The organism is Streptomyces shenzhenensis, assembly GCF_003688995.1.
In the GTDB taxonomy this organism is placed as follows: Bacteria; Actinomycetota; Actinomycetes; order Streptomycetales; family Streptomycetaceae; genus Streptomyces; species Streptomyces shenzhenensis_A.
The window spans coordinates 151,386-170,808 of record NZ_PENI01000016.1 but is presented as its reverse complement, the minus strand read 5'-3'; the positions used below and the strand labels follow the sequence as shown (position 1 = coordinate 170,808).

Genomic DNA, 19,423 nt, shown 5'->3' with positions numbered 1-19,423 from the left:
GCGTCAGGCCATGAGGGAGCGGTAGAGCTCCTCGATGGCGGCCTGGTCGGGGACGCGGGGGTTGTTGGCCGGGGAACCGGACGCCAGTGCCTGCCGCGCCATCGTGGGTGTCATCCGCTCCCACTGCTCCGGGTCGATCCCGTGGCGGGCCGGTCCCGGAACCGCGAGATCGGTGTTCAGCGCCCGCAGTTCAGCGACGAGCGCGTCGGCGGCGGCCTCGTCGGAGCCGGCCTCGCCCACCAGGCGCATGGCGCGTGCGCAGTCGGCGTAGCGGGAGGTGGCGGCCGGCACCGAGTAGGCGGTGACGGTGGGCAGGAGCATCGCGTTGGACAAGCCGTGGGCCACGTGGAAGTGGGCCCCGACGGGGCGGCTCATCCCGTGCACGAGGGCGACGCTGGCGTTGGAGAACGCCATGCCGGCCTGGGTGGAGGCGAGCATCATCGTCGCGCGGGCCCGCAGATCGTCGGGGTGGGCGTAGGCGGTGCGCAGGCTCCGGGCGATGGCGGTCAGGGCGGTCAGGGCGAGCCCGTCGGTGAACGGGTTGGCGCGCCGGCTGACATATGCCTCGATGGCGTGGGTGAGCGCATCGATGCCGGTGTCGGCGGTGAGCCGGGCCGGCATCGGGAGGGTGAGCAGGGGGTCCACGAGCGCGGCGGTGGGCAGGAAGGCCAGTCCCGCGCAGAGCATCTTCTCGTCGGTGTCGCCCGAGTCGTCGGTGATGATGGTGTAGCGGGTGCACTCCGAGCCGCTGCCGGCGGTGGTGGGGACGGCGATGAGCGGCAGGGCGGGGGTGTCGGTCACGGTCGGCGCGGCGTAGTCCCGCATGGGCCGGCCGGTCGTCCCGAGCAGTGCGACGGCTTTGGCGGTGTCCATCGGGCTGCCCCCGCCGAGTCCGACCACGCAGTCGAAGTCGCCCTCGGCCAGCACGGTGACAGCGCCTTGGACGGAGGTCGTCGTCGGGTCGGGTCGGGTGCGGTCGTACACCGTCGCGGGAATGGCCTGTGCGGCCAGGTCGGCCACGAGCTGCCGCGCTGTGCCGTTGCCGGCCAGGTAGGGGTCGGTCACGATCAGCGGCCGGGCCAGTCCGAGGGAGCGCAGGACCTCCCCCAGCTGCCCGGCGGCGCCGGGTCCGATCCGCATCAGGCGTGGCAGGGCGACGGCGGCCACGGAGTCGTTCACCTGCCGCTCCTTGCGCGCACGGCCGGGGCCTGCCCGGGCAGTGCGGTGTGTTCGGGGCCTTTGAGCGCGAGCAGTTCGCGGGCCTGGGCAGGGGTCGCCGGGGTGCGGCCGAGCTCGGCGAGAATCCGTACGATCTTCTCGACCTGCTCCGCGTTGTTCCGCGCGAGCTGTCCGGCGCCGATGTAGAGGCCGTCCTCCAGCCCGACCCGCACATGGCCGCCGAGCTGCGCGGCCTGCGTGGCGACGGCGAACTGGTGACGGCCCGCGGCGAAGGCGGAGAACACGTAGTCCGCGCCGAACAGCCGGTCCGCGGTGCGCGCCATGTGCTGGACGTGGTCCGGATCGGGGCCGATACCGCCCAGCACACCGAACACCCCCTGGACCAGGAAGGGCGGCCGGACCAGTCCGCGCTCCACGAAGTGGGCGAGTGTGTACAGGTGGCCGATGTCGTAGCACTCGAACTCGAACCGGGTACCGCGTTCTCCGAGGCCGTTCAGGATCGTCTCGATCTGGGTGAAGGTGTTCGAGAAGATCCTGTCGGCGGAACCGAGCAGGTACTCACGCTCCCAGTCGTGCCGCCAGTGGGTGACGCGGCCGGCGGCGGGCGCGAAGTTGAAGTTCATCGACCCCATGTTGAGCGAGGCCAGTTCGGGGGCGAAGGCGCGCGCCGCGGCCAGCCGGTCGTCGAGGGTCATGACGACCGATCCGCCGGTGGTGATGTTGACGACGGCGTCGCATCCGGCGGTGATCGGGGCGAGGAACTGCCGGAACACCTCCGGGTCGGAACTGGGCCGACCGTCCTGGGGGTCGCGTGCGTGCAGGTGGAGCACCGCGGCCCCCGCGTCGGCCGCGTCGACGGCCTGGGTGGCGATCTCGTCAGGGGTGACGGGGAGCGCGTCGGACATGCTCGGTGTGTGGATCGAACCGGTGACCGCGCAGCTGATGACGGTCTGGTCGCACTGCCTCATCGGGGACCTCCGTCGCCGCGGATCGCGTGCACGGTCGCGGTGGCGGCTTCGGCGAGCATGGAGGTGTCGTTGCCGACAACCACGAAGTCGAAGCCCTGGGCCAGCAGCGCGGCGGCGCCCTGGGGGGTGGCGGTCGCCGCGCCGCAGGGGATGCCGGCGGCGTGTGCGGCGTCCAGAGCCGTGCCGCACAGTTCGCTCACCTCGGGTGCCGAGGGCGCGGCCCCGATGTCCAGGCCGAGGTCGGCGGCGCCGACGAACAGCGCGTCGACACCCTCGACCGCGGCGATGGCCGCGGCGTTGCCGACGGCCTGGCGGCTTTCGATCTGGGGGACGCACAGCGCACTGTCGCTCGTGGCGAGGTACTCCTCGCGGGAGAGCAGTCCCCACCGCCCCGCCCGGCTCGTGCCGCCGGCACCGCGGCGGCCCGCCGGCGGGAAGCGGACGGCGGCCGCCGCCGCGCGGGCCTGTTCCACGGTGTCGATGTGCGGGATCAGCACTCCCGCGGCTCCGGCGTCGAGCAGCCGCTGGATGCCGGACGGGGCGCCGTCGGCGACGCGCACCAGCGGCGGCACCCCCAACGCCTGTGCGACGGTGACCAGTTCGTAGACCGTTCGCAGATCGAGCGGGGCGTGCTCCTGGTCGATGACGACGAAGTCGAACGCGGCGTGGGCGACGATCTGGACCGATTCCAGGGCGGGAAGCTTGATCCAGGTGCCGAGTCGGCCGCCGTGCAGTGCCGTCACGGTGCGGTCACCTCCTCGGGAGCGGGGTAGTCGGCGGCGTTGAGGACCCAGCCGTCCCGGGCGGAGAAGTCGGTCCGGGGCGGGCTGAAGATGTCGATCAGCCGATTGCGGCCCGCTCCGCAGGCCCGCGTGGTGTGGACGGTCGGAGGCGGGATCACGGCCACCGACGGGCTGCCCACGACCCGGTGTTCGTCGGGACGCCACTGGTCCATGTCGGTGGTCCAGGGAGTGCGGATGTGGTGCTCGAACTGCCCCGACACCGCCAGCGAGCACTGCTGGAAGTCGTCGTGGTGGTGTGGCGAAAGCTTGTTGCGGGGCCGTGGGCCGTCCAGCGGGTCGAGGAAGTTGACCATGAACGAGCGGGTGCGGTAGATGCGCCCGAACCGGCCCGGCTCGGCCGGGACCTCATCGGGCCGGTATATCCGCAGGCGGTCGCCGTCGACGGGAGCGGGCCACGGGGCCAGGGGGGTGACCCGGACGTGCGGCTCGGCGTAGTCGGCGGCGTTGGCCGCGAGGGCGGCGATGTCGGCGGTGCGGTGGTCGAAGAGGCGTATCACCTGGGTGTCGGCGCGGGCGCTGACGTGGGAGTGCCCCGCCGGGACGACGATCATCGCCGTTCCCCGGACCTCATGGGTGTCGTCGCCGTACGCGACGTCGACATGTGCGTCGTCCGAGGCGAGCAGCACCACGTACTCGTGTTCCTGGGCGGTGCGTTCCAGGACCTGTCCGGTGCGCAGCCGGGAGAGGGCCACGACGAAGTTCTGTCCGCGCACCACCCAGGTACGGCCGGATGTCGCGTCGTCGGTCTGCGGTGGCCCGTCGAACTCGGTGTAGGCGGGGGCGGCGATGGGTGCGCCGGCCGGAACGGCGGGGCGTGCAGCGGATGTCGGCAGCGCCGCACGCGGATCGGTCGGGTCGTACACGCCGGCTCCTTTCTGTCAGCGGAATGCGGCGGTTCAGTCGAGGCCGAGCAGATGGGCGGGGTTGTCGACGAGCATCCGGCGTGCGTCCTTCTCGGCGACGCCGTGATCGAGCAGCGCGGTCGTGACCTCGATGAACGCGTCGACGGGTCGGGTACGGCCGAGCTGGCCCAGGTCGGAGGCGAGCACCGTGCGCTCGACACCGACGGCCGCGATCCACTCCAGCAGCACCTCGATCCCGAAGTGCGGATGGTCGTTCGGCAGATACATGCCGACCTCGTGTTCCATGAACACCCCGCGACGGGACAGCTCGACCCCTTGCTCCAGCGTCAGGTCGCTGATGAAGTTCGGGTGGCTGGCGACCATCTTCTCGACACCGCGTTCGGCGCCCACGGCGAACAGCTCCGCCATGTCGTCGGGGTGCAGATGGCCGCCGTTGAGAACGGCTCCGGTCTCGGCGACGACATCGGCGACCTGGCCGACCTCGGGGCGCAGCCGCCCCTGCGCGTCGTGGAGGAGCACCGGCACGGTGGTGAGCTCGACGGTGCTGCGGGGGAACCCGCCGGCCAGGGCCTCCTCCTGGAACTCGATGTGCCGGCGCGAGGAGAACGTCGGGAACCAGACGATCTTGCCGCCCATCCGCAGACACATCTCCACCGCGTAGGGGTTGATGCCGCCGACCTGGTTGTTGAGCACGATGCCGCCGAACACCTGGGTGCCGATGCCCTCGAACGAACGCCGTGCGGCCTGCAGATCCATGACGGTGCTGTGGTGGTGCGACTTGGCGACGAACGCCCGCATCTTGATCCGGTCGCCATCCCTGGCTCCCTCGACGTGGTCGAACTCGCGGGGGAACGGGCCCGGTCCTGAGTGACAGTGCAGGTCGACCATTCCGTCCAGGATCCGGGCGACGGCGGGGCTGGGCTCCATCAGCTTTCTCCTCACGTGGGGTCATCGCCGACCATCCGCGACCGCATAGTGAATTGTCAATACGTCATGCGAACACAGTCGATCCACTTTGCACGCAGCTGCACGCTCAACCGAAGAAGTCCCGCACACCTCTTGTTCGCATGAGCATTGCCATGTTCACATGCCGTGGGTAGCGTCACCGATGTCGCCCCGGCCATCAGGCAGACTTCGTGATGTGAACAGCCAGTCCTCATCACGAACGGAGTGCCAGATGGTGGAGAAGGACGACGAAGCACGGTCCGGCGGGGAGATCCAGGCCGTCGACCGCGCTGCCCAGATCCTGCGCCTGTTCGGCCCGGAGACCCCGGAGCTGACGGCGGGCGAAGCGGCGGAGCGCCTCGGCCTCAACCGCACCACGACCTACCGGTACTGCACCTCACTCGTCGCATCGGGTCTGCTGGAACGGGGCAACACACCGGGCACGTTCGTCCCGGGCGCGCTGCTGCTGCAGCTCGGAGCCTTCGCGCTCGGCCGGCGCAAGGTCGTCGACCTCGCCCCCGCCTATATGCGGGACCTGTGCTCGCTGACCGGTCTGACCACCGTACTGAGCCTGTGGGGTTCCACCGGCCCGATCGTGTCCAGGGTCGAGGAGGACGCCACCCGGACCGTCCTGGTGACGGTACGCGTCGGAACCCAGCTGTCGCTCACCGCGGCCCAGACCAAGATCTTCCTGGCCCATATGTCCGACCAGCTCCAGGTCGACCGCCTGCTGGGCAGCCTGCCCGGCGATCAGCGGACCGAACTGGCCGACGAGATCCACGCCCTCACGGGAACCGACCAGGTCGCCATGAGCCCGGACGGCTTCGGCGTGCACGCCATGGCCGCCCCCGTCTTCGACGAGTACGGCATCTGCGCAAGCCTCGCCCTCGTCGCCACCGACGACCTGCTCCCCCTCGACCCCGACAGCACCACCGCCGGCCACCTGCGCAGCACAGCCCGAGCACTGGGCAAGGCCATGGGCGGCGAGAAGCGACTCTAGCGCCAGCCCGCCCCGCCCGTCGGGGCCAGATCGGAGGACATCGGTGTCCACCACAGTCAACAGCCGTGCCGTATCCGCCGGCCGTCCCGTCAGGGATCCGCGCCGCGCCGCACTCCGCGGCGGCATCCTCGGCTACTACGCCGATCAGTTCGACATCTTTGTGCCGATCATCACCCTCGCACCCGCGATGATCTACTTCGAGCCGGCCGACACCTCGAAGGGCACGGCCGCGCTGATCGCCGCCGCGGTCTTCGCCGCCACCCTGCTGGCCCGCCCGCTCGGCTCCGCGGTGTTCGGCTACTACGCCGACAAGGTGGGCCGGCGGATCACCACCATGGTCGCGGTCGCCGGATTCGGTGTGACGACCTTCCTGATCGGACTGCTGCCGGGCCACCAGCACATAGGACTGTGGGCGATCGCGCTGCTGATCGGCATGCGCTTCCTCGGCGGCATCTTCCTGGGCGGCGAGTACGCCACCGCCGTACCCCTGGCGATGGAGTGGAGCCCCGCGCGCAGACGGGGTCTGGCCAGCGGGCTCATCACCTGCACCTCCCCGCTGGCCACCGCCTCGATCGCCGCCCTGAGCCTGTTCCTGCTCAGCGTCATGCCGCCCGACGGCGTACACAGCGCCTACGTCCAGTGGGGCTGGCGCATCCCGTTCTTCATCGGCGGCCTGCTCGGGATCGTCCTCTTCTTCTACTACCGCCGCAATGTCGAAGAGGCCCCCGCCTTCGAAGCCGGCGAGTCGACGGCATCCCCGCTGCGCGAACTCCTCGGCGGACGCCACCGCCGCGCTCTCGCCCAGGTCTTCATCCTCATGACCGGTGCCTGGTTCCTCACCAACGTCGCCGCCGCCGTGCTGCCGTCGATGCTCAGGAACGACGTCGGCCTGCACGACCGCACCGTGAGCATCATCCTGCTCATCTCGTCGGTGGTCTGCGTCGGCACCTTCATCGGCTGCGCCGTGCTCTCCCAGCGCATCGGGCGGCGCCGCTTCTACACCCTCTTCGGCATCGTCGCCGCCGTCGTCGCCTCCACCTGCTACACACTGCTCACCACGCTGAACGAGGACCAGGCCGTGCCCGCCGCCCTGCTGGCGATCGGCGTCCAGGCCTCGACCATCTCCATGTACGGACCGATCGCCGCCTACCTCACCGAGCGATTCCCGGCATCGATCCGCGCGACCGGCTACGGCGTCGGCTACAGCCTGGCCCTGGTCATCCCCGCGTTCTACGCCTTCTACATCAGCGGTCTCGGCACGCTCATCGGCACCGCGCTGGCCCCCGTCGCCCTCCTCGTCCTCGGCGGTCTGCTGGTCGCCGTCGGCGGAGCGCTCGGACCCGAGACCAAGGACGTCGACATGACGGCGGGCACGGCAGCCGAAGCACGCTCATGACCGCTCTCCCCGCTACGCCCGCTCCGGCGCCCTCGGGCGCCGGAGCCCGGACCAAGATCTTCACCGGCCCCCGGATCCTCGCCGGGGACGGCACCGAGCCGGAGGCCCTCGCCGTCCGGTCGGGGTGGATCGTCGCCGCCGGCACCCGGCACGACCTGCGCTCCGCCTTCCCCAAGGCCGAGGAGGTGGCCCTCGACGGTGCGCTCGTCGTCCCCGGCTTCAACGACGCCCACTGCCACCCCTCCCAGGCCGCACTGGCACGTGTGCGCGTCGACCTGAACACCTTGCCGAACGCCGGCGCCGTGCTCTCGGCCCTGCGCCGCCAGGCTCGACGCACACCGCCCGGCCAGTGGGTGGTCGGGCAGCCGCTCGACGAACGCCGTGTGGGCGTCCTCGACCGGGACATGCTCGACCAGGTGTCGGACAGCCATCCTGTCCTCGTCGTCCACTACTCGCTGCACCGAGCCGTGGCCAACAGCGCCGGCCTGGCCGCCCTGGGCTACCGGAGCCCCGCAGACGCACCACCGGGCGGTCAGCTCGGCGTCCGTGCCGACGGGCGCCTGGACGGACACCTCGTCGAACGTGCCTGGCTGGACCCCTGGCTACCCGGCACGGGAGCCTCGTCGATCGCACCGTACGGCACGCCCTCCGCGCAACAGGCCGCGCTGAAGGACGTGATCGCGGAACTCCACGCATGCGGCATCACATCGTTCTGCGACGCGCTCGTCACACCGGCCGAGCAGGAGCTCTACGCCAGGACCCTGGCCGCGGGCGAACTCACCGCACGCGTCGGCATGTTGCTGTGGCACAGCTACGCCGACCCCGAACGGCTCCCGGGCGACGGCCCCGACCCCCTCCGGCTGCGGACCGTCGGGGTGAAGATGATGCTGGACGGTGCTCTGTCCGGTGGAACCTGCTTGTGCCGGTCGCCCTACCCCAGTGCCACCGGCACCGGCAACGGACTGCAGATCCTCGGCGACGACGAGTTCACGGCCACCGTACGGGCCATCGACGCCGCGGGCGGCCGCGTCGCCGTGCACGCCAACGGGGACCAGGCCGTCCAGACAGTCCTCGACGTCATCGAGTCCCTCCCCAGGAGCGGGACCCGGCACCGGATCGAGCACTGCAGTCTGATCGACGACAGCCTGGCCGGGCGAATCGCCCGCGCACGGCTCATCACCGTGCCGTTCGGACCGTTCGTCACGCTGCACGGAGAAAAGCTGCTCGACTACTACGGCGACCGGGTCGACCACATCTGTGCCCACCGCACCCTGCGCGACGCCGGGATCGTCGTGGCCGGTTCGTCCGACTACCCGCTGGCTCCCCCCGACCCCCTGCTCGCCATCCGGTCCCTGGTCACACGCACCACGGCCGCCGGCACGACCGTCGGTGCCGGACAGCGGATCGGGCCGCAGGACGCGGTCGACGTCTACACCCGCGGCTCGGCAGCGGCCTCGGACGACGAGTCGGTGAAGGGAACCCTGGCGGTGGGACGGCTGGCCGACCTGGCCGTGCTGGACACGGACCTCACCGCAGCCGAGCCCGACGCCCTGTCCGAGATCCGGGTCCGTTCCACCTGGGTGGGCGGCGAGTGCGTGTACACCAGCCGCCGGTAGGCCCCGGTTCCACCGGCACCGACGTCGCACTGCTTGCGAAAGCCGAGGAGGCGCAGCCCGCCGTTCACCGCTCCGGACCGGGACTCAGCGTGGGCGGCAGATCTCGTCCACGGCGGCCAGGACGGCGGCCTCCGCGTCCGGGCAGCCCACCGTGACACGCACGCCCTCGCCGGCGAAGGCACGCACGGACACGCCGTGCCGCACACAGGCCGTCTGCAGTGCCTCGGCCCGGTCCCCGACGGGAAGCCACACGAAGTTCGCGCGGGAGTCGGGGGTGAACAGGCCTCGGTCGCCCAGCGCCCGGCGGAACTTCTCGCGGCACTCGGTCACCGTGTTCACGATGTGCCGGGTGTGTTCCCGGTCCCCCCAGGCCGCGAGAGCGGCCGCCTCCGCCACGGCACTCAGCCCGAACGGTGGCGCGGTCGCGCGCACCACCTGCATCACCTCGGGCGAGCCGATGGCGTAGCCGGCGCGCAGGCCCGCCAGCCCGTAGGCCTTGGAGAAGGTCCGGAGGACGATGACGTTGGGGTGCTCGCAGACCAGGGCCGCCAGGTCGGGCTCCGCCTGGTCGAACTCCTGATAGGCCCGGTCCAGCAGGATGAGCACATGGCCGGGGACCGCGTCGATCAGGGCCCGCAGCCGCTCCGGGGGCAGCGTCGTCCCGGTGGGGTTGTTCGGATCGCAGATCAATATCGCCGAGGTCTGCGGGGTGAGCGCGGCGAGCATGGCCTCGCTGTCGTGACGGTACTCGTGGTCGAGAGCCACCGGGACGGATTGCGCGTCGGCGATGCCGATGAGGATCGGGTACGCCTCGTAGCTGCGCCAGGCGTGGATCACCTCGGTGCCGGGACCGGTGAACGCGGTCAGTGCCAGTTGCAGCAGGGCGAGCGAGCCGCCGCCCACGACGACCTGGTCCTCGTGCACCCCCATACGCTCGCTGATCGCGGCGATCAACTCGTCGCCCGCCAGGGACGGATACAGGTTGGCGTGCGCGGCGGCCCGCGCGACGGCCTCACGGATGGCCGGTGAAGGAGCCACGGTCGACTCGTTGGAAGAGGCGCGCCAGCGTACCGAGGCGCTGCCGGCGGCGCGGGAGTACACCGGCAGGGCGGCGATGCGGGGACGCGGGGTGGGCCGTGCCGTCGGCACTCGGGTGTTCACTGCAGTTCTCCAGAAACGCTCTGCGCGGCGGCCAACAGGTCTCCGCCGGCGGCCAGTTCCACTGTCTGCTCGATCTCCGGTGACAGGAAACGATCGGGGCCGGGCCCGGGCACCCGGGTACGGATCAGGTCGCGGACCGCTGCGGTGGCCGGAGCCGACCGCAGCGGAGCCCGCAGGTCCAGGGCGCGGGCCGCGGTGAGCACTTCGATGGCCAGGACCCGGGTCAGCCCGTCGACGGCCCTGCGCAGCTTCCGGGCCGCCGACCATCCCATGGAGACGTGGTCCTCCTGCATCGCCGAGGAGGGGATCGAGTCCACGCTAGCGGGCACCGCGAGCCGCTTGAGTTCGGAGACGATGGCGGCCTGGGTGTACTGGGCGATCATATGGCCGGAGTCCACGCCGGGATCGTCGGCCAGGAAGGCCGGCAGGCCGTGGCTGCGGGCGGGGTCGAGCATGCGGTCGGTGCGGCGCTCGCTGATGCCGGCCAGGTCCGCGACGGCGATCGCGGTGAAGTCCAGGACGTAGGCGACCGGGGCGCCATGGAAGTTGCCGTTGGACTCCACCCGTCCGTCGAGTGTCACGACGGGGTTGTCGACGGCGGACGCCAGCTCCCGCTCGGCAACTCCGCGGGCGTGCGTGAGGGTGTCGCGGACGGCTCCTGCGACCTGCGGGGCGCAGCGCAGCGAGTAGGCGTCCTGGACGATCGTGCAGGTGTCCGCGCGGTGGCTGGCGACGATGCCGGAACCGGCGAGCAGGGCGAGCATGTTGGCCGCCGATGCCGCCTGCCCGGGATGCGGGCGCAGGGCCTGCAGATCCGCGGCGAAGACCCGGTCGGTGCCCAGCAGCGCCTCCACGCTCATGGCCGCCGCGATATCGGCAAGCCGCACCAGAGCGTCCAGGTCGTCCAGCGCCAGCACGAGTTGGCCGAGCATCCCGTCGGTGCCGTTGATGAGGGCCAGGCCCTCCTTCTCGCGCAGGCGCAGCGGGCGCAACCCGGCTGCTTCCAGCGCCTGCGCGGCCGGTATGTGCCGGCCGCTGTGGTCTCGTACGGCTCCTTCGCCGGTGAGCGCGAGGGCGACATGTGCCAGCGGCGCCAGGTCTCCGGAACATCCCAGGCTGCCGTACTCGTGGACGACGGGGGTGATCCCCGCGGAGAGCATGGCCGCGTACGCCTCGGCGACCTCGACCCGCACCCCGGTGCGGCCGGTGGCCAGGGTGGACAGGCGCAGCAGCATCAGCGCGCGTACCACCTCCCGCTCCACCTCCGGACCGGAGCCGGCCGCGTGCGAGCGGATCAGGCTGCTCTGCAGCTGTGCGCGCAGCGTCGGGGGGATGTGCCGGGTGGCCAGCGCCCCGAACCCCGTGGAGACGCCGTAGACCGGGTCGGCGGAGTTCGCGAGGTCTTCGATGCGCTGCCTGCTGGCGCTCATCGCGTCCCTGGACTCCGGCGACAGCCGGACGGCGGCGCCCGCCCGGGCCACGGCCAGCACATCGGAAGCGGATACCGGCCCCAGACCCACGACCACGGTGGGCGGGTCCGTCCTTACGGGGCTGGTCGTGATCGCGGCTGTACTCATGACACCCTTTTCCATCGGTCTTGCATGTCAGACTGGAGTCTTGAACGTGGCTCAGGCGTCCCCGCGGGACCCGCGGCCGGGCAGGTCGGTGTCCGGGCGGGGCGCGCCGGCCGGGCCGGGCGGGGTCAGTCCCGCATGATCAGCGAGGGCCCTTCGTGGCGCAGCTGGTCGACCGACGTCACGCCCAGCAGCTGCATCGTGCGGCGCAGTTGGCCGGTGAGGAGCTGCAGGAGCCGGGTGACGCCGTCCTGTCCGCCGGCCGCCAGGGCCCACAGGTAGGGGCGTCCGATGAGGCACGCATCGGCGCCCAGGGCCAACGCGGTGGCGATGTCCGCGCCGTGCCGGACGCCCGAGTCGACGAGGACGGTGAAGTCCGCACCCACCGCCGCGCGGACCGGCGAGACCAGGTCGATGGGGGCGACGGCGCGGTCGAGCTGACGCCCGCCGTGGTTGGACAGATGCACGCCGTCCACGCCGAGTTCCCGGGCCCGCACCGCGTCCTGCGCGCTGATGGGGCCCTTGACGACCAGCTTGCCCGGCCACCGGTCGCGCACACGTGCCACGTCGTCCCAGGTGACCGCCGGGTCGAACTGGCTGGTGATGTTCTCGATGGTGTAGCCAGGCGAACCGTCCGCGCCGTCGGAGCTGACGTTGGCGAACCGCAGGGCCGGGTGGCGCAGCATGCTCGTCCAGTAGCGCGGACGCCTGCCGATGTCCATGAGGCCGGCCAGGGTGAGGGCCGGCGGGATCGTGAGCCCGTTGCGCACGTCGCGTACCCGGAAACCGGAGACTGCGGTGTCCACCGCGATCTCGAGAACGGAGCAGCCGGCCTGTGCGGCCCGCTCCACCAGCAGCTCGGTCAGCCTGCGGTCCTTCCACACATACAGCTGGAACCAGCGCTCCGCGTCGGGTGCCGCTGCCGCGAGGTCCTCCAGCGATGTGGTCGCCATGGTGGACAGCACATAGGGAAGGCCCGCCGAAGCGGCCGCGGCGACCACCGCGGGTTCGCCGAGGGCAGAGATCATGCGGGTGTATCCGGTCGGCGCCAGACCGAGCGGTGCCGCGGCCGGCCGGCCGAGGATCTTCGTGCTCAGGTCGGGGGCCGAGACGTCGGTCAGCGAGCGCGGCACGAACCGCCAGCGGCGGAACGCGGCCACGTTCGCGCGCAGACTCGTCTCCTCGTCGGCGCCGCCGTCGACGTAGTCGAAGACGGAACGCGGCAGGGCGCGGCGCGCCAGCAGCCGGAAGTCCTCCGTGGTGTGCGCGGCCGCCAGCTGCCGACGGCGCCGGTTGAGATCGATCGGCTTGAGCTGGATGAGCTCGCGCACTTCATTGATTCGCACTAGCTGTTCGCCTCGCCCTGCGCCGTCTCGATCACGCTCATGCCGCCGCCGGAGCGGCTGTGGTCGGCCCCGCCCGGCACCGGCACGTCCCCCTCGGTGGCGAGGTGGCCGCGCCGTACGGGCGCCGCCTTCATGATGAGCAGGTAGAGACCACCGCTGACGAAGATACCCACGATCCAGGAGATGTCCGCTCCGCCCAGCGGCGCGACGAGGGGGCCGACGTAGAAGGCGGAGCTGACGAGAGGCAGTTCTATGACGATGCCCGCGATGTAGGCGGTCATCGCTCGCCAGTCCACGCCGCCGTAGCGGCCGTCGCGCTCGAAGATGTCGTCGATCGCGTACCGCTCCTTGCGGACCAGGTAGAAGTCGACCAGGTTGATCGATGTCCAGGGGATGAGGAAGTAGGCCAGCAGCAGGATGAAGTTGGTGAAGTTGTCCAGGAAGTTGCTGCGGCCCGTGATGGCGAGGACGGTGCCGATGGCCGCGGCGGATACGACGATCAGCGTCCGCATGGTGACATTGACCGGGCCCTTGACGAAGACGGTCAGCGTGGTCGTGGCGGACATGAACATGCCGTAGAGGTTCAGGGCGTTCACGCAGATGTTGCCCGCGATGATGATCAGGAAGAACGCCCAGGTGGCGGTGCCCGCCTGACCGACGATGAAGTCCACCGAGCCGCCGGCGAACGCCTTCGCGGCGGCGGCGGTGGCGACGGCGCCGAAGGCGAACATCCAGCTGGAGGCGAGCACGGTGCCGGTGTAGGTGTACCAGAACGAGGCCCGTACAGGTGTGTCCGCCGGCAGGTATCTGGAGTAGTCCGCCACGTACGGGGCGTACGTCAGCTGCCAGGTGGCGGCGATGGACGTCGCCAGCAGGAACGTTCCCCAGCTGAAACCGGACGCGTTCCAGTCGCCGATGCCCACATGCCGTACGAGTTGCACGGACAGGACGAGGAAGCCGATACCGCTGATCACGGACAGCCATTTCTCGGTCGCGTGCAGAAGGCGGTAGCCGTACAGCGCCAGCACGGCGGTGACCACGTTGGCCGCGACGATGCTGAGATCCACCGGCAGACCCAGCCAGCTGCTGATGGCCTGCCCGGTCAGTACGGCGCTGCTCGCGAAGTACCCGACGTACATCAGGAGGACGAGCAGCAGTGGCAGGACGGCACCCAGGTAGCCGAACTGGGCCCGGCTCTGGATCATCTGGGGGATGCCGAGCCGGGGGCCCTGGGCGGAGTGCAGCGCCATGAAGACCGCTCCGACCAGGTTGCCGACGACGATCGCCAGCAGGGCCCAGGGCAGCGGAAGGCCGACCGCCACCGTGATGGCGCCGGCGGCGATCGCGGTCACCTGCAGATTGCCGCCGAACCAGAGCGTGAACAGGCTGCGGACGCTGCCGTGACGCTCACTGTGGGGGATGAAGTCGATGGAGCGTTGCTCGATGCTCGTTACGGAGTTTGCGGTCACGTCTGTGTCTCCAAGGGCTGCGCGCGAGTGCGAGGCAGGGAAGAGCGGTGCGTGGATGCGGGGAGCCGCGGGACCGGATACGAGGGGTGCGAGGTGCCCGGCGGACCGTCGCATGTGCTGTACCTCGGCGCTGAACGCAGTCATTCGGTCGGCGGGTGGTCACACGGCGCACGCTGGACGTTCTGCCTGCGCGGTGTGCCCGCTGCCTCAGCCGGCGGACGACATCAGTTCTGCAGACGCGCTCGCACCGAGTTGGCGTGGGCGGGGAAGCCCTCGTGCGCGCAGAAGGCGAAGACCGTCTGTGCCGTGGCCTCCAGGGCCGCGCGGTCGGCCTTGGCGACGGCCGTCCACTTGCGGAAGGCGTTGGCGGTGACGCCACTGGTGACCTTCGCGTATCCGCTGGTCGGCAGGGCCGCCGGACAGCCGATCACGAAGTTGGCCATGGAAACGGTGGTGTGCTGTCCCAGGAGGATCTCACCGGCGTCGACGACCCGGTCGAGCACCTCCTGCTCGTCGCGGGCGACGATCTGCATGTGCTCCGGTGCGAAGGCATTGGCCACCTCGGCCGCCTCGGCGAGGTCCCGGGTGAGGACCACGCCCCCGTTGCGTCCCAGCGCGGTGCGGGCGTAGTCGCGCCGCGGCTCGGGCAGTTCCTCCAGTTGGACGGCGAGCTCGACCTGGACCTTCGCCAGCAGTTCCGGGCTGTCGGTGACCAGGACGCTGGTGGAGTCCGGGCCGTGCTCCGCCTCGTTGAGCAGATCCGCGGCCAGCAGCCGGGGGTCGGCGGAATCGTCGGACAGGACCAGGCTCTCGCTGGGGCCGAGCAGCATGACACCGGCGGTCCCGAAGCGCTGCACCTCGATCTGCGCGCAGGTGACGGGCGGGCTGCCCGGACCGCAGAGCTTGCGCACGGCCGGGACCGTCTCGGTGCCGAAGGCGAGGGCGGCGACGCCCGCCGGGCCGTTGGCGCGGAACACCTGGTGGATGCCGAGTTCGTCCGCGGCCACCAGCACGGCCGAGTCCACCTTGCCGCCCGAGCCGGGCACCGGCGGGACGATCACGGCGATCTCGGGCACACCGGCGACGACGGCCGGCACCGCGAGCTGGATGAGCACCGAGGGGTAGGAGCCCTTGCCGCTGGGGACGAAGAGCCCCGCGCTGGCGATCGGGCTGACCTTCTCGCCGACACGCAGTCCCGGAGCGGTCTCGAAGCTCCAGTCCCCGTGTGCCGTCAACTGCTCGTTGAAGCGGCGTACATGGGCGATGCTGTCCCGGATCGCGGCGAGCAGTTCGTCGCTCACCTCCTCGCGGGCGGCGGCGAACTCGGCCTCGGTGACCTTGATCTGGCCCGCGGTGAGGGTGCACTTGTCGAACTTCTCCAGGGCCCGCAGCAGAGCGGCGTCACCGTTCGCGCGCACATCCTCGATGATCTCCAGGACGCCCTCGCGCAGGGACGGGTCGAAGATCGCGGCGGTGCCACGGGTCAGCAGGTCGGCCCTGGCCTCGGCGTCGAGTTCGTGCCAGTACCCGCGTTCGCGCAGGACCTTGGTCGTGGTCTCCGGCATCGTGCCACTCCTTGTCTTGTACCCGAGACAACTGTCTCGCTTGAGAGTTGTGAGTCTGTCCGGCTGCCACCCCGCACGGGAACAGGCGGACGACTCGGGAATTTCCGGCAGGGTCTAGAGGGACCGGCCGCCGTCGAGGGTGACGACTGCGCCGGTCATGAAGGAGGCGTGCGGACCGAGCAGGAACTCCACCGTCGCGCCGGCTTCGCGCAGGTCCCCGAAGCGCCCTGCCGGGATGTGTTTCAGCAGTTCGGCAGCTGTCTGTTCGTCGTTCAGGTACGGATTCGTCATGCGGGAGGGGAAGTACCCCGGGCACAGGGCGATCACGGAGAGGCCCTCGCCACTCCATTCCAGCGCCAGTGACTTGGCGAGAGCCACGGCTGCGGCCTTGCTGACGTTGTAGTCGGTGAAGCCGGCCTCAGGACGTTGTGCGTTGACCGAGGCGTTGATGACGAGGGTTCCGGGCCGTGTCAGGTGGCTGTACGCCGCACGGCACACCCTAAAGGCGCCGAGCGTGTTGACGTCAAGAACCTGCTGAAAGTTTCGCGTGCTGAGTTCGGCGGCGGGCTTTCCCTCGCCGTCGATGCCCGCGTTGGCGAACACCCCGTCGAGTCCGCCCAGGGACTCCACCGCCTCCAGGACCGCCGCGTGCACGTCGGCGTCATCGCGTACATCACACACACTGCCGCCGAGGGCGACACCGGCCTCGACGGCGGCGGTCACGTTTGCCGCGCTGGTTCCCGTGATCCACACCTTCGCGCCCGCAGCCGTGAGGTGCTCGGCGCAGGCCCTGCCGATGCCGCTGGTACCTCCGGTGATCACATACCGTCGCCCCTGGGTCATGTCAGGGCCTCCGGCCGCTCCGCGGACGGTGTCCGCTGCGTGTGCGGCCGCGCGGGTGGGTGCGGGTCGCAGGACACGATCACCTTTCCGGCGGTGCGCTGGACTCCTTCGGCGAGGAACGCCGGAAGGCCGGCCAGCGGGACGCGGTGGGTGACGAGGGTGCTGTAGCGGTCCGGATCGGCGGCCAGGGCGTCCAGGGCGCGGTGCAGGTGTCCGGTGTCGAAACCGACGCTGCCTGCGATGCTGGCCGACCGCTCGACGATCGCGGACGGGGTGACGGGCGTGGGCTTCGAGGAGAGCGCCACCAGGAGCACCGTGCCGCCGGAGGTGACCGAGGACAGGGCGTCCGACAGGCTTCCCGGGTAGCCTGCGGCGTCGATGACCAGGTCGAACCCGGGCGGCCCTGCGTCGGTCCCCGGCAGGTCGGACAGGGCCGCCGCGACGGGGACCTGTCGTGCTGCGGCGAGGCGGGAGCGCGCCGGCGAGGGTTCCACGACGCTGACGGCCGCCTCGGGCCAGCGGCGCGTGACCTCGGTGTGGCAGAACGCGCCGATCGGACCGTACCCGACCGTCAGCACCGACCGCGGCGGCTGGTGAACACGGTCCAGCGCGGACATGGCGACGGCCAGCGGCTCGGCGAGGACCGCCACGGACAGGTCGAGCCCCGCGGGGACGGGATGAACCATGTGGGCGGGCACGGTCAGCCGGTCGGCATAGCCACCGGGCCTGCGCTCCCCCAGCCAGGCCATGGCGGTGCACAGCCGCGCGGAGCGACGGCAGCCGTCGCACACACCGCACGGGATGCGCGAGTCCACGACCACGGGCGTGCCCTCGTCCCATCCGGGAGCCTGGGACGCCACGATCCAGCCGGCCACCTCGTGACCGAGCGTGGCCGGCCAGTACTCGACCCAGTCCCCCGTCCGCATGACATGCAGGTCCGATCCGCAGACACCGGCCCAGGCGACCTGAACGACCACGTCGCCCGGACCGGAGACGACCGGAGGCTGCTCGGCGACTGTCAGAGCGAGATCCTGACCCATCAGCAATGCTCGTGTCATTGCAGGCACGCACCCTTGCCTTGTCTCGTATCCGAGACTACAGTCTCGACTTGTCCGGCACCCTACGACAGGGCGCTCCCGTACGGAAGACCTTGACGGTCGATTGTCCGGCGGGACATGCACTGGACACCGACCGACCGTATTGAGCCGCGATGAGCTGGGTGGTGCCGGGTGTCGAGCAGCAAAGTGAAGTCCGCCGAGCGAGTCATGGCGGTCCTGGATCTGCTGGGCCGACGGGTCACACCGCTGTCCGCGCTGGAGATCGCCGCAGCGCTGGACCTGCCGAAGAGCACCACACATCATCTGCTCAATGTCATGCGCGACATGAGTTATGTGGCGTACTGGCCCGATCGCCGGGTGTGGTCCCTCGGGATCAGCGCGCTCGAGATCGGTGCCGCCTATCTGCGCACGGGACACCTCCAGCACGAAGGGCAGCGTCACCTCAGCACCTTGACGGCACGGACCGGGCAGACCAGCCATCTGGCGGTTCTCCAGGGCACCGATGTGCTCTACCTCGACAAGCGGGAACCACAGGGATCGGGCATCCGTCTGGTCACCGACGTGGGGACCCGGCTGCCGGCCCATCTCACCGCTGTCGGGCGTTCCATTCTGGCCTTCCTGGACCACAGCGAGTTGCGTGCGCGTTTCGCCGAGTACAACTGGCCGCAGCGCACGGACGTCAGAGTCGACTCCTTCGAGCAGCTGACCTCGTTGCTCGCGGACGTACGGACAGCGGGCTACGCGGTGGAGACCGGGTCCACCACCTCGGGCATCGAGTGCGTCGCGGCGCCCGTGCGGACCGGCGACGGAAGTGCCGTCGCGGCCATCGGCGTTGCCACGGTGGCCGGCACGCAGAGCCTCTCGCTCGATCAACTCACCACCGAAGTCCAGGCGGTGGCAGGCCGGTTCTCCACGGAACTGGGACACGCACCGGGGGAATGACCCGAGCACCTGTCCGCGATTCCGGCAGCGGCACGGGTACCGCACCGGTCCCCGACGTGTGGTCGGGCGAATTACCGTCGCAGACCTCTTGGTGAAGCCCTGCCCTCCGGCCACGGGGGGAGCCGAAGGGCAGGGCCGCTCATCATCAGAACGGTCTGGTGAGACCAAGTTCTGTTGGTGCTTACTGCAGTTCGCGGATCAGTGAGGCAGCGAGTTCAGCCATGGTGTCGGTCAGCGGCGCCTTCCTTCCTGTCCGACGGAAGGCGCGTTCGACGTTGGCACAGGCCCAGTCGGTGATCGTGGTATCGATGTCCTTCCCGTAGACCTCGTGGATTCGCCGGGTGAGGTGGGCTTGGCTCATGGACACGCGGTCTGTGGAGTGATCCGCAAGGTTGTGCGTCGATCTCCACCGTGCGCCGCCGGCGCCGACTTGGCCGCCGCCCCCTAGAGAAGTAGTTGACATATCAAAGCTGTCTGCTACAGTTGACGCTAGTTGACATGTCATGTATTACGTTGCTCAAGGGGGGGAGGAACGCCGGTGACGAAGGAAGCCAACCCTGGCGTCCGCCTTGATCAGGTTCGCAGTGCCATGCCCTCACGCTCGCCAACAACCCGGGCAGCACACTCGTGTTGGACGAGGCCGGCAGCCTGTGCGGTCACAGGCGTTTGACCACCGTTCGCGATCGTTGGCAGTT

Annotated in this window: 16 protein-coding genes and 1 pseudogene; 4 read left to right on the top strand and 13 right to left on the bottom strand. The window is 70.4% G+C overall.

The genetic code is table 11. From position 1 onward, the window contains the following. Positions 1-3: 3 nt before the first annotated feature. From CTZ28_RS24535 to CTZ28_RS24515, 5 genes are read right to left on the bottom strand one after another with little or no spacing between them, the layout of a single operon-like run. Positions 4-1,179: an iron-containing alcohol dehydrogenase gene (locus CTZ28_RS24535; RefSeq protein ID WP_259471784.1), complete on the bottom strand. Its 1,176-nt coding sequence runs from the start codon at positions 1,177-1,179 to the stop codon at positions 4-6. Further along, positions 1,176-2,147: a 3,5-dioxohexanoate:acetyl-CoA acetone transferase gene (kce, locus tag CTZ28_RS24530; RefSeq protein WP_121891832.1), complete on the bottom strand. Its 972-nt coding sequence runs from the start codon at positions 2,145-2,147 to the stop codon at positions 1,176-1,178. Before kce ends, CTZ28_RS24535 begins: the two co-directional genes overlap by 4 nt. Continuing rightward, entirely contained in the window at positions 2,144-2,890 is a 747-nt protein-coding gene (locus CTZ28_RS24525; RefSeq protein ID WP_121891831.1) for an HpcH/HpaI aldolase family protein, read from the bottom strand. The genes kce and CTZ28_RS24525 overlap by 4 nt, the downstream gene beginning before the upstream one ends. Then, the gene (locus CTZ28_RS24520) at positions 2,887-3,813 is read right to left on the bottom strand and encodes a cupin domain-containing protein (RefSeq protein WP_121891830.1); all 927 of its coding nucleotides are present in this window, start codon (positions 3,811-3,813) and stop codon (positions 2,887-2,889) included. The genes CTZ28_RS24525 and CTZ28_RS24520 overlap by 4 nt, the downstream gene beginning before the upstream one ends. Before the next feature lie 33 nt (positions 3,814-3,846). Further along, on the bottom strand, positions 3,847-4,740 hold the full coding sequence (locus CTZ28_RS24515; RefSeq protein ID WP_121891829.1) for a DUF6282 family protein: 894 nt from the start codon (positions 4,738-4,740) through the stop codon (positions 3,847-3,849). Positions 4,741-4,990: 250 nt separating this feature from the next. Here CTZ28_RS24515 and CTZ28_RS24510 point away from each other — a divergent pair, with 250 nt between their 5' ends. Genes CTZ28_RS24510 through CTZ28_RS24500 form a run of 3 tightly spaced genes read left to right on the top strand, consistent with a single transcriptional unit; the run spans position 4,991 to position 8,770 of the window. Continuing rightward, positions 4,991-5,758 carry an IclR family transcriptional regulator gene (locus CTZ28_RS24510; protein WP_183154563.1) on the top strand — a complete coding sequence of 256 codons (768 nt, stop codon included), beginning with the start codon at positions 4,991-4,993 and terminating at the stop codon, positions 5,756-5,758. A 43-nt stretch (positions 5,759-5,801) separates the two neighbouring features. After that, positions 5,802-7,154, top strand: coding sequence for an MFS transporter (locus CTZ28_RS24505; protein WP_220795404.1), 1,353 nt, complete (start codon positions 5,802-5,804; stop codon positions 7,152-7,154). Then, positions 7,151-8,770, top strand: coding sequence for an amidohydrolase (locus CTZ28_RS24500; RefSeq protein WP_121891827.1), 1,620 nt, complete (start codon positions 7,151-7,153; stop codon positions 8,768-8,770). Before CTZ28_RS24505 ends, CTZ28_RS24500 begins: the two co-directional genes overlap by 4 nt. Before the next feature lie 84 nt (positions 8,771-8,854). Here CTZ28_RS24500 and CTZ28_RS24495 read toward each other — a convergent pair whose 3' ends face one another. The 7 genes from CTZ28_RS24495 to CTZ28_RS24465 form a co-directional block, all read right to left on the bottom strand. Beyond that, complete coding sequence (locus tag CTZ28_RS24495; protein WP_220795403.1) at positions 8,855-9,931, bottom strand: histidinol-phosphate transaminase; 1,077 nt, start codon at positions 9,929-9,931, stop codon at positions 8,855-8,857. Continuing rightward, complete coding sequence (hutH, locus tag CTZ28_RS24490; protein WP_121891826.1) at positions 9,928-11,508, bottom strand: histidine ammonia-lyase; 1,581 nt, start codon at positions 11,506-11,508, stop codon at positions 9,928-9,930. Before hutH ends, CTZ28_RS24495 begins: the two co-directional genes overlap by 4 nt. 125 nt (positions 11,509-11,633) lie before the next feature. Continuing rightward, entirely contained in the window at positions 11,634-12,836 is a 1,203-nt protein-coding gene (locus tag CTZ28_RS24485; protein WP_259471783.1) for an alpha-hydroxy acid oxidase, read from the bottom strand. A 14-nt stretch (positions 12,837-12,850) separates the two neighbouring features. Further along, positions 12,851-14,320, bottom strand: coding sequence for a purine-cytosine permease family protein (locus CTZ28_RS24480; RefSeq protein ID WP_220795402.1), 1,470 nt, complete (start codon positions 14,318-14,320; stop codon positions 12,851-12,853). A gap of 224 nt (positions 14,321-14,544) precedes the next feature. Beyond that, entirely contained in the window at positions 14,545-15,885 is a 1,341-nt protein-coding gene (hisD, locus tag CTZ28_RS24475; protein WP_121891823.1) for a histidinol dehydrogenase, read from the bottom strand. A 114-nt stretch (positions 15,886-15,999) separates the two neighbouring features. After that, positions 16,000-16,728 (bottom strand): SDR family NAD(P)-dependent oxidoreductase, encoded by a 729-nt coding sequence (locus CTZ28_RS24470; protein ID WP_121891822.1) that lies wholly within the window; start codon positions 16,726-16,728, stop codon positions 16,000-16,002. Next, on the bottom strand, positions 16,725-17,786 hold the full coding sequence (locus CTZ28_RS24465; RefSeq protein ID WP_121891821.1) for a zinc-dependent alcohol dehydrogenase: 1,062 nt from the start codon (positions 17,784-17,786) through the stop codon (positions 16,725-16,727). Before CTZ28_RS24465 ends, CTZ28_RS24470 begins: the two co-directional genes overlap by 4 nt. 171 nt (positions 17,787-17,957) lie before the next feature. On the opposite strand from CTZ28_RS24465, the gene CTZ28_RS24460 reads away from it, so the two are divergent. Beyond that, positions 17,958-18,728, top strand: coding sequence for an IclR family transcriptional regulator (locus CTZ28_RS24460; protein WP_121891820.1), 771 nt, complete (start codon positions 17,958-17,960; stop codon positions 18,726-18,728). Between the two features lie 181 nt (positions 18,729-18,909). Here the strand turns inward: CTZ28_RS24460 and CTZ28_RS24455 are convergent. Beyond that, positions 18,910-19,122 (bottom strand): annotated as a pseudogene (locus tag CTZ28_RS24455) (aminoglycoside phosphotransferase); the annotation flags it as partial. Between the last annotated feature and the right edge of the window lie 301 nt (positions 19,123-19,423).

Coding starts and splice junctions, on each gene's coding strand:
- kce (WP_121891832.1), bottom strand. CDS start 2,147: ATGAGGCAGTGCGACCAGACCGTCATCAGCTGCGCGGTCACCGGTTCG.
- CTZ28_RS24515 (WP_121891829.1), bottom strand. CDS start 4,740: ATGGAGCCCAGCCCCGCCGTCGCCCGGATCCTGGACGGAATGGTCGAC.
- CTZ28_RS24510 (WP_183154563.1), top strand. CDS start 4,991: ATGGTGGAGAAGGACGACGAAGCACGGTCCGGCGGGGAGATCCAGGCC.
- CTZ28_RS24500 (WP_121891827.1), top strand. CDS start 7,151: ATGACCGCTCTCCCCGCTACGCCCGCTCCGGCGCCCTCGGGCGCCGGA.
- hutH (WP_121891826.1), bottom strand. CDS start 11,508: ATGAGTACAGCCGCGATCACGACCAGCCCCGTAAGGACGGACCCGCCC.
- hisD (WP_121891823.1), bottom strand. CDS start 15,885: ATGCCGGAGACCACGACCAAGGTCCTGCGCGAACGCGGGTACTGGCAC.
- CTZ28_RS24470 (WP_121891822.1), bottom strand. CDS start 16,728: ATGACCCAGGGGCGACGGTATGTGATCACCGGAGGTACCAGCGGCATC.
- CTZ28_RS24465 (WP_121891821.1), bottom strand. CDS start 17,786: ATGACACGAGCATTGCTGATGGGTCAGGATCTCGCTCTGACAGTCGCC.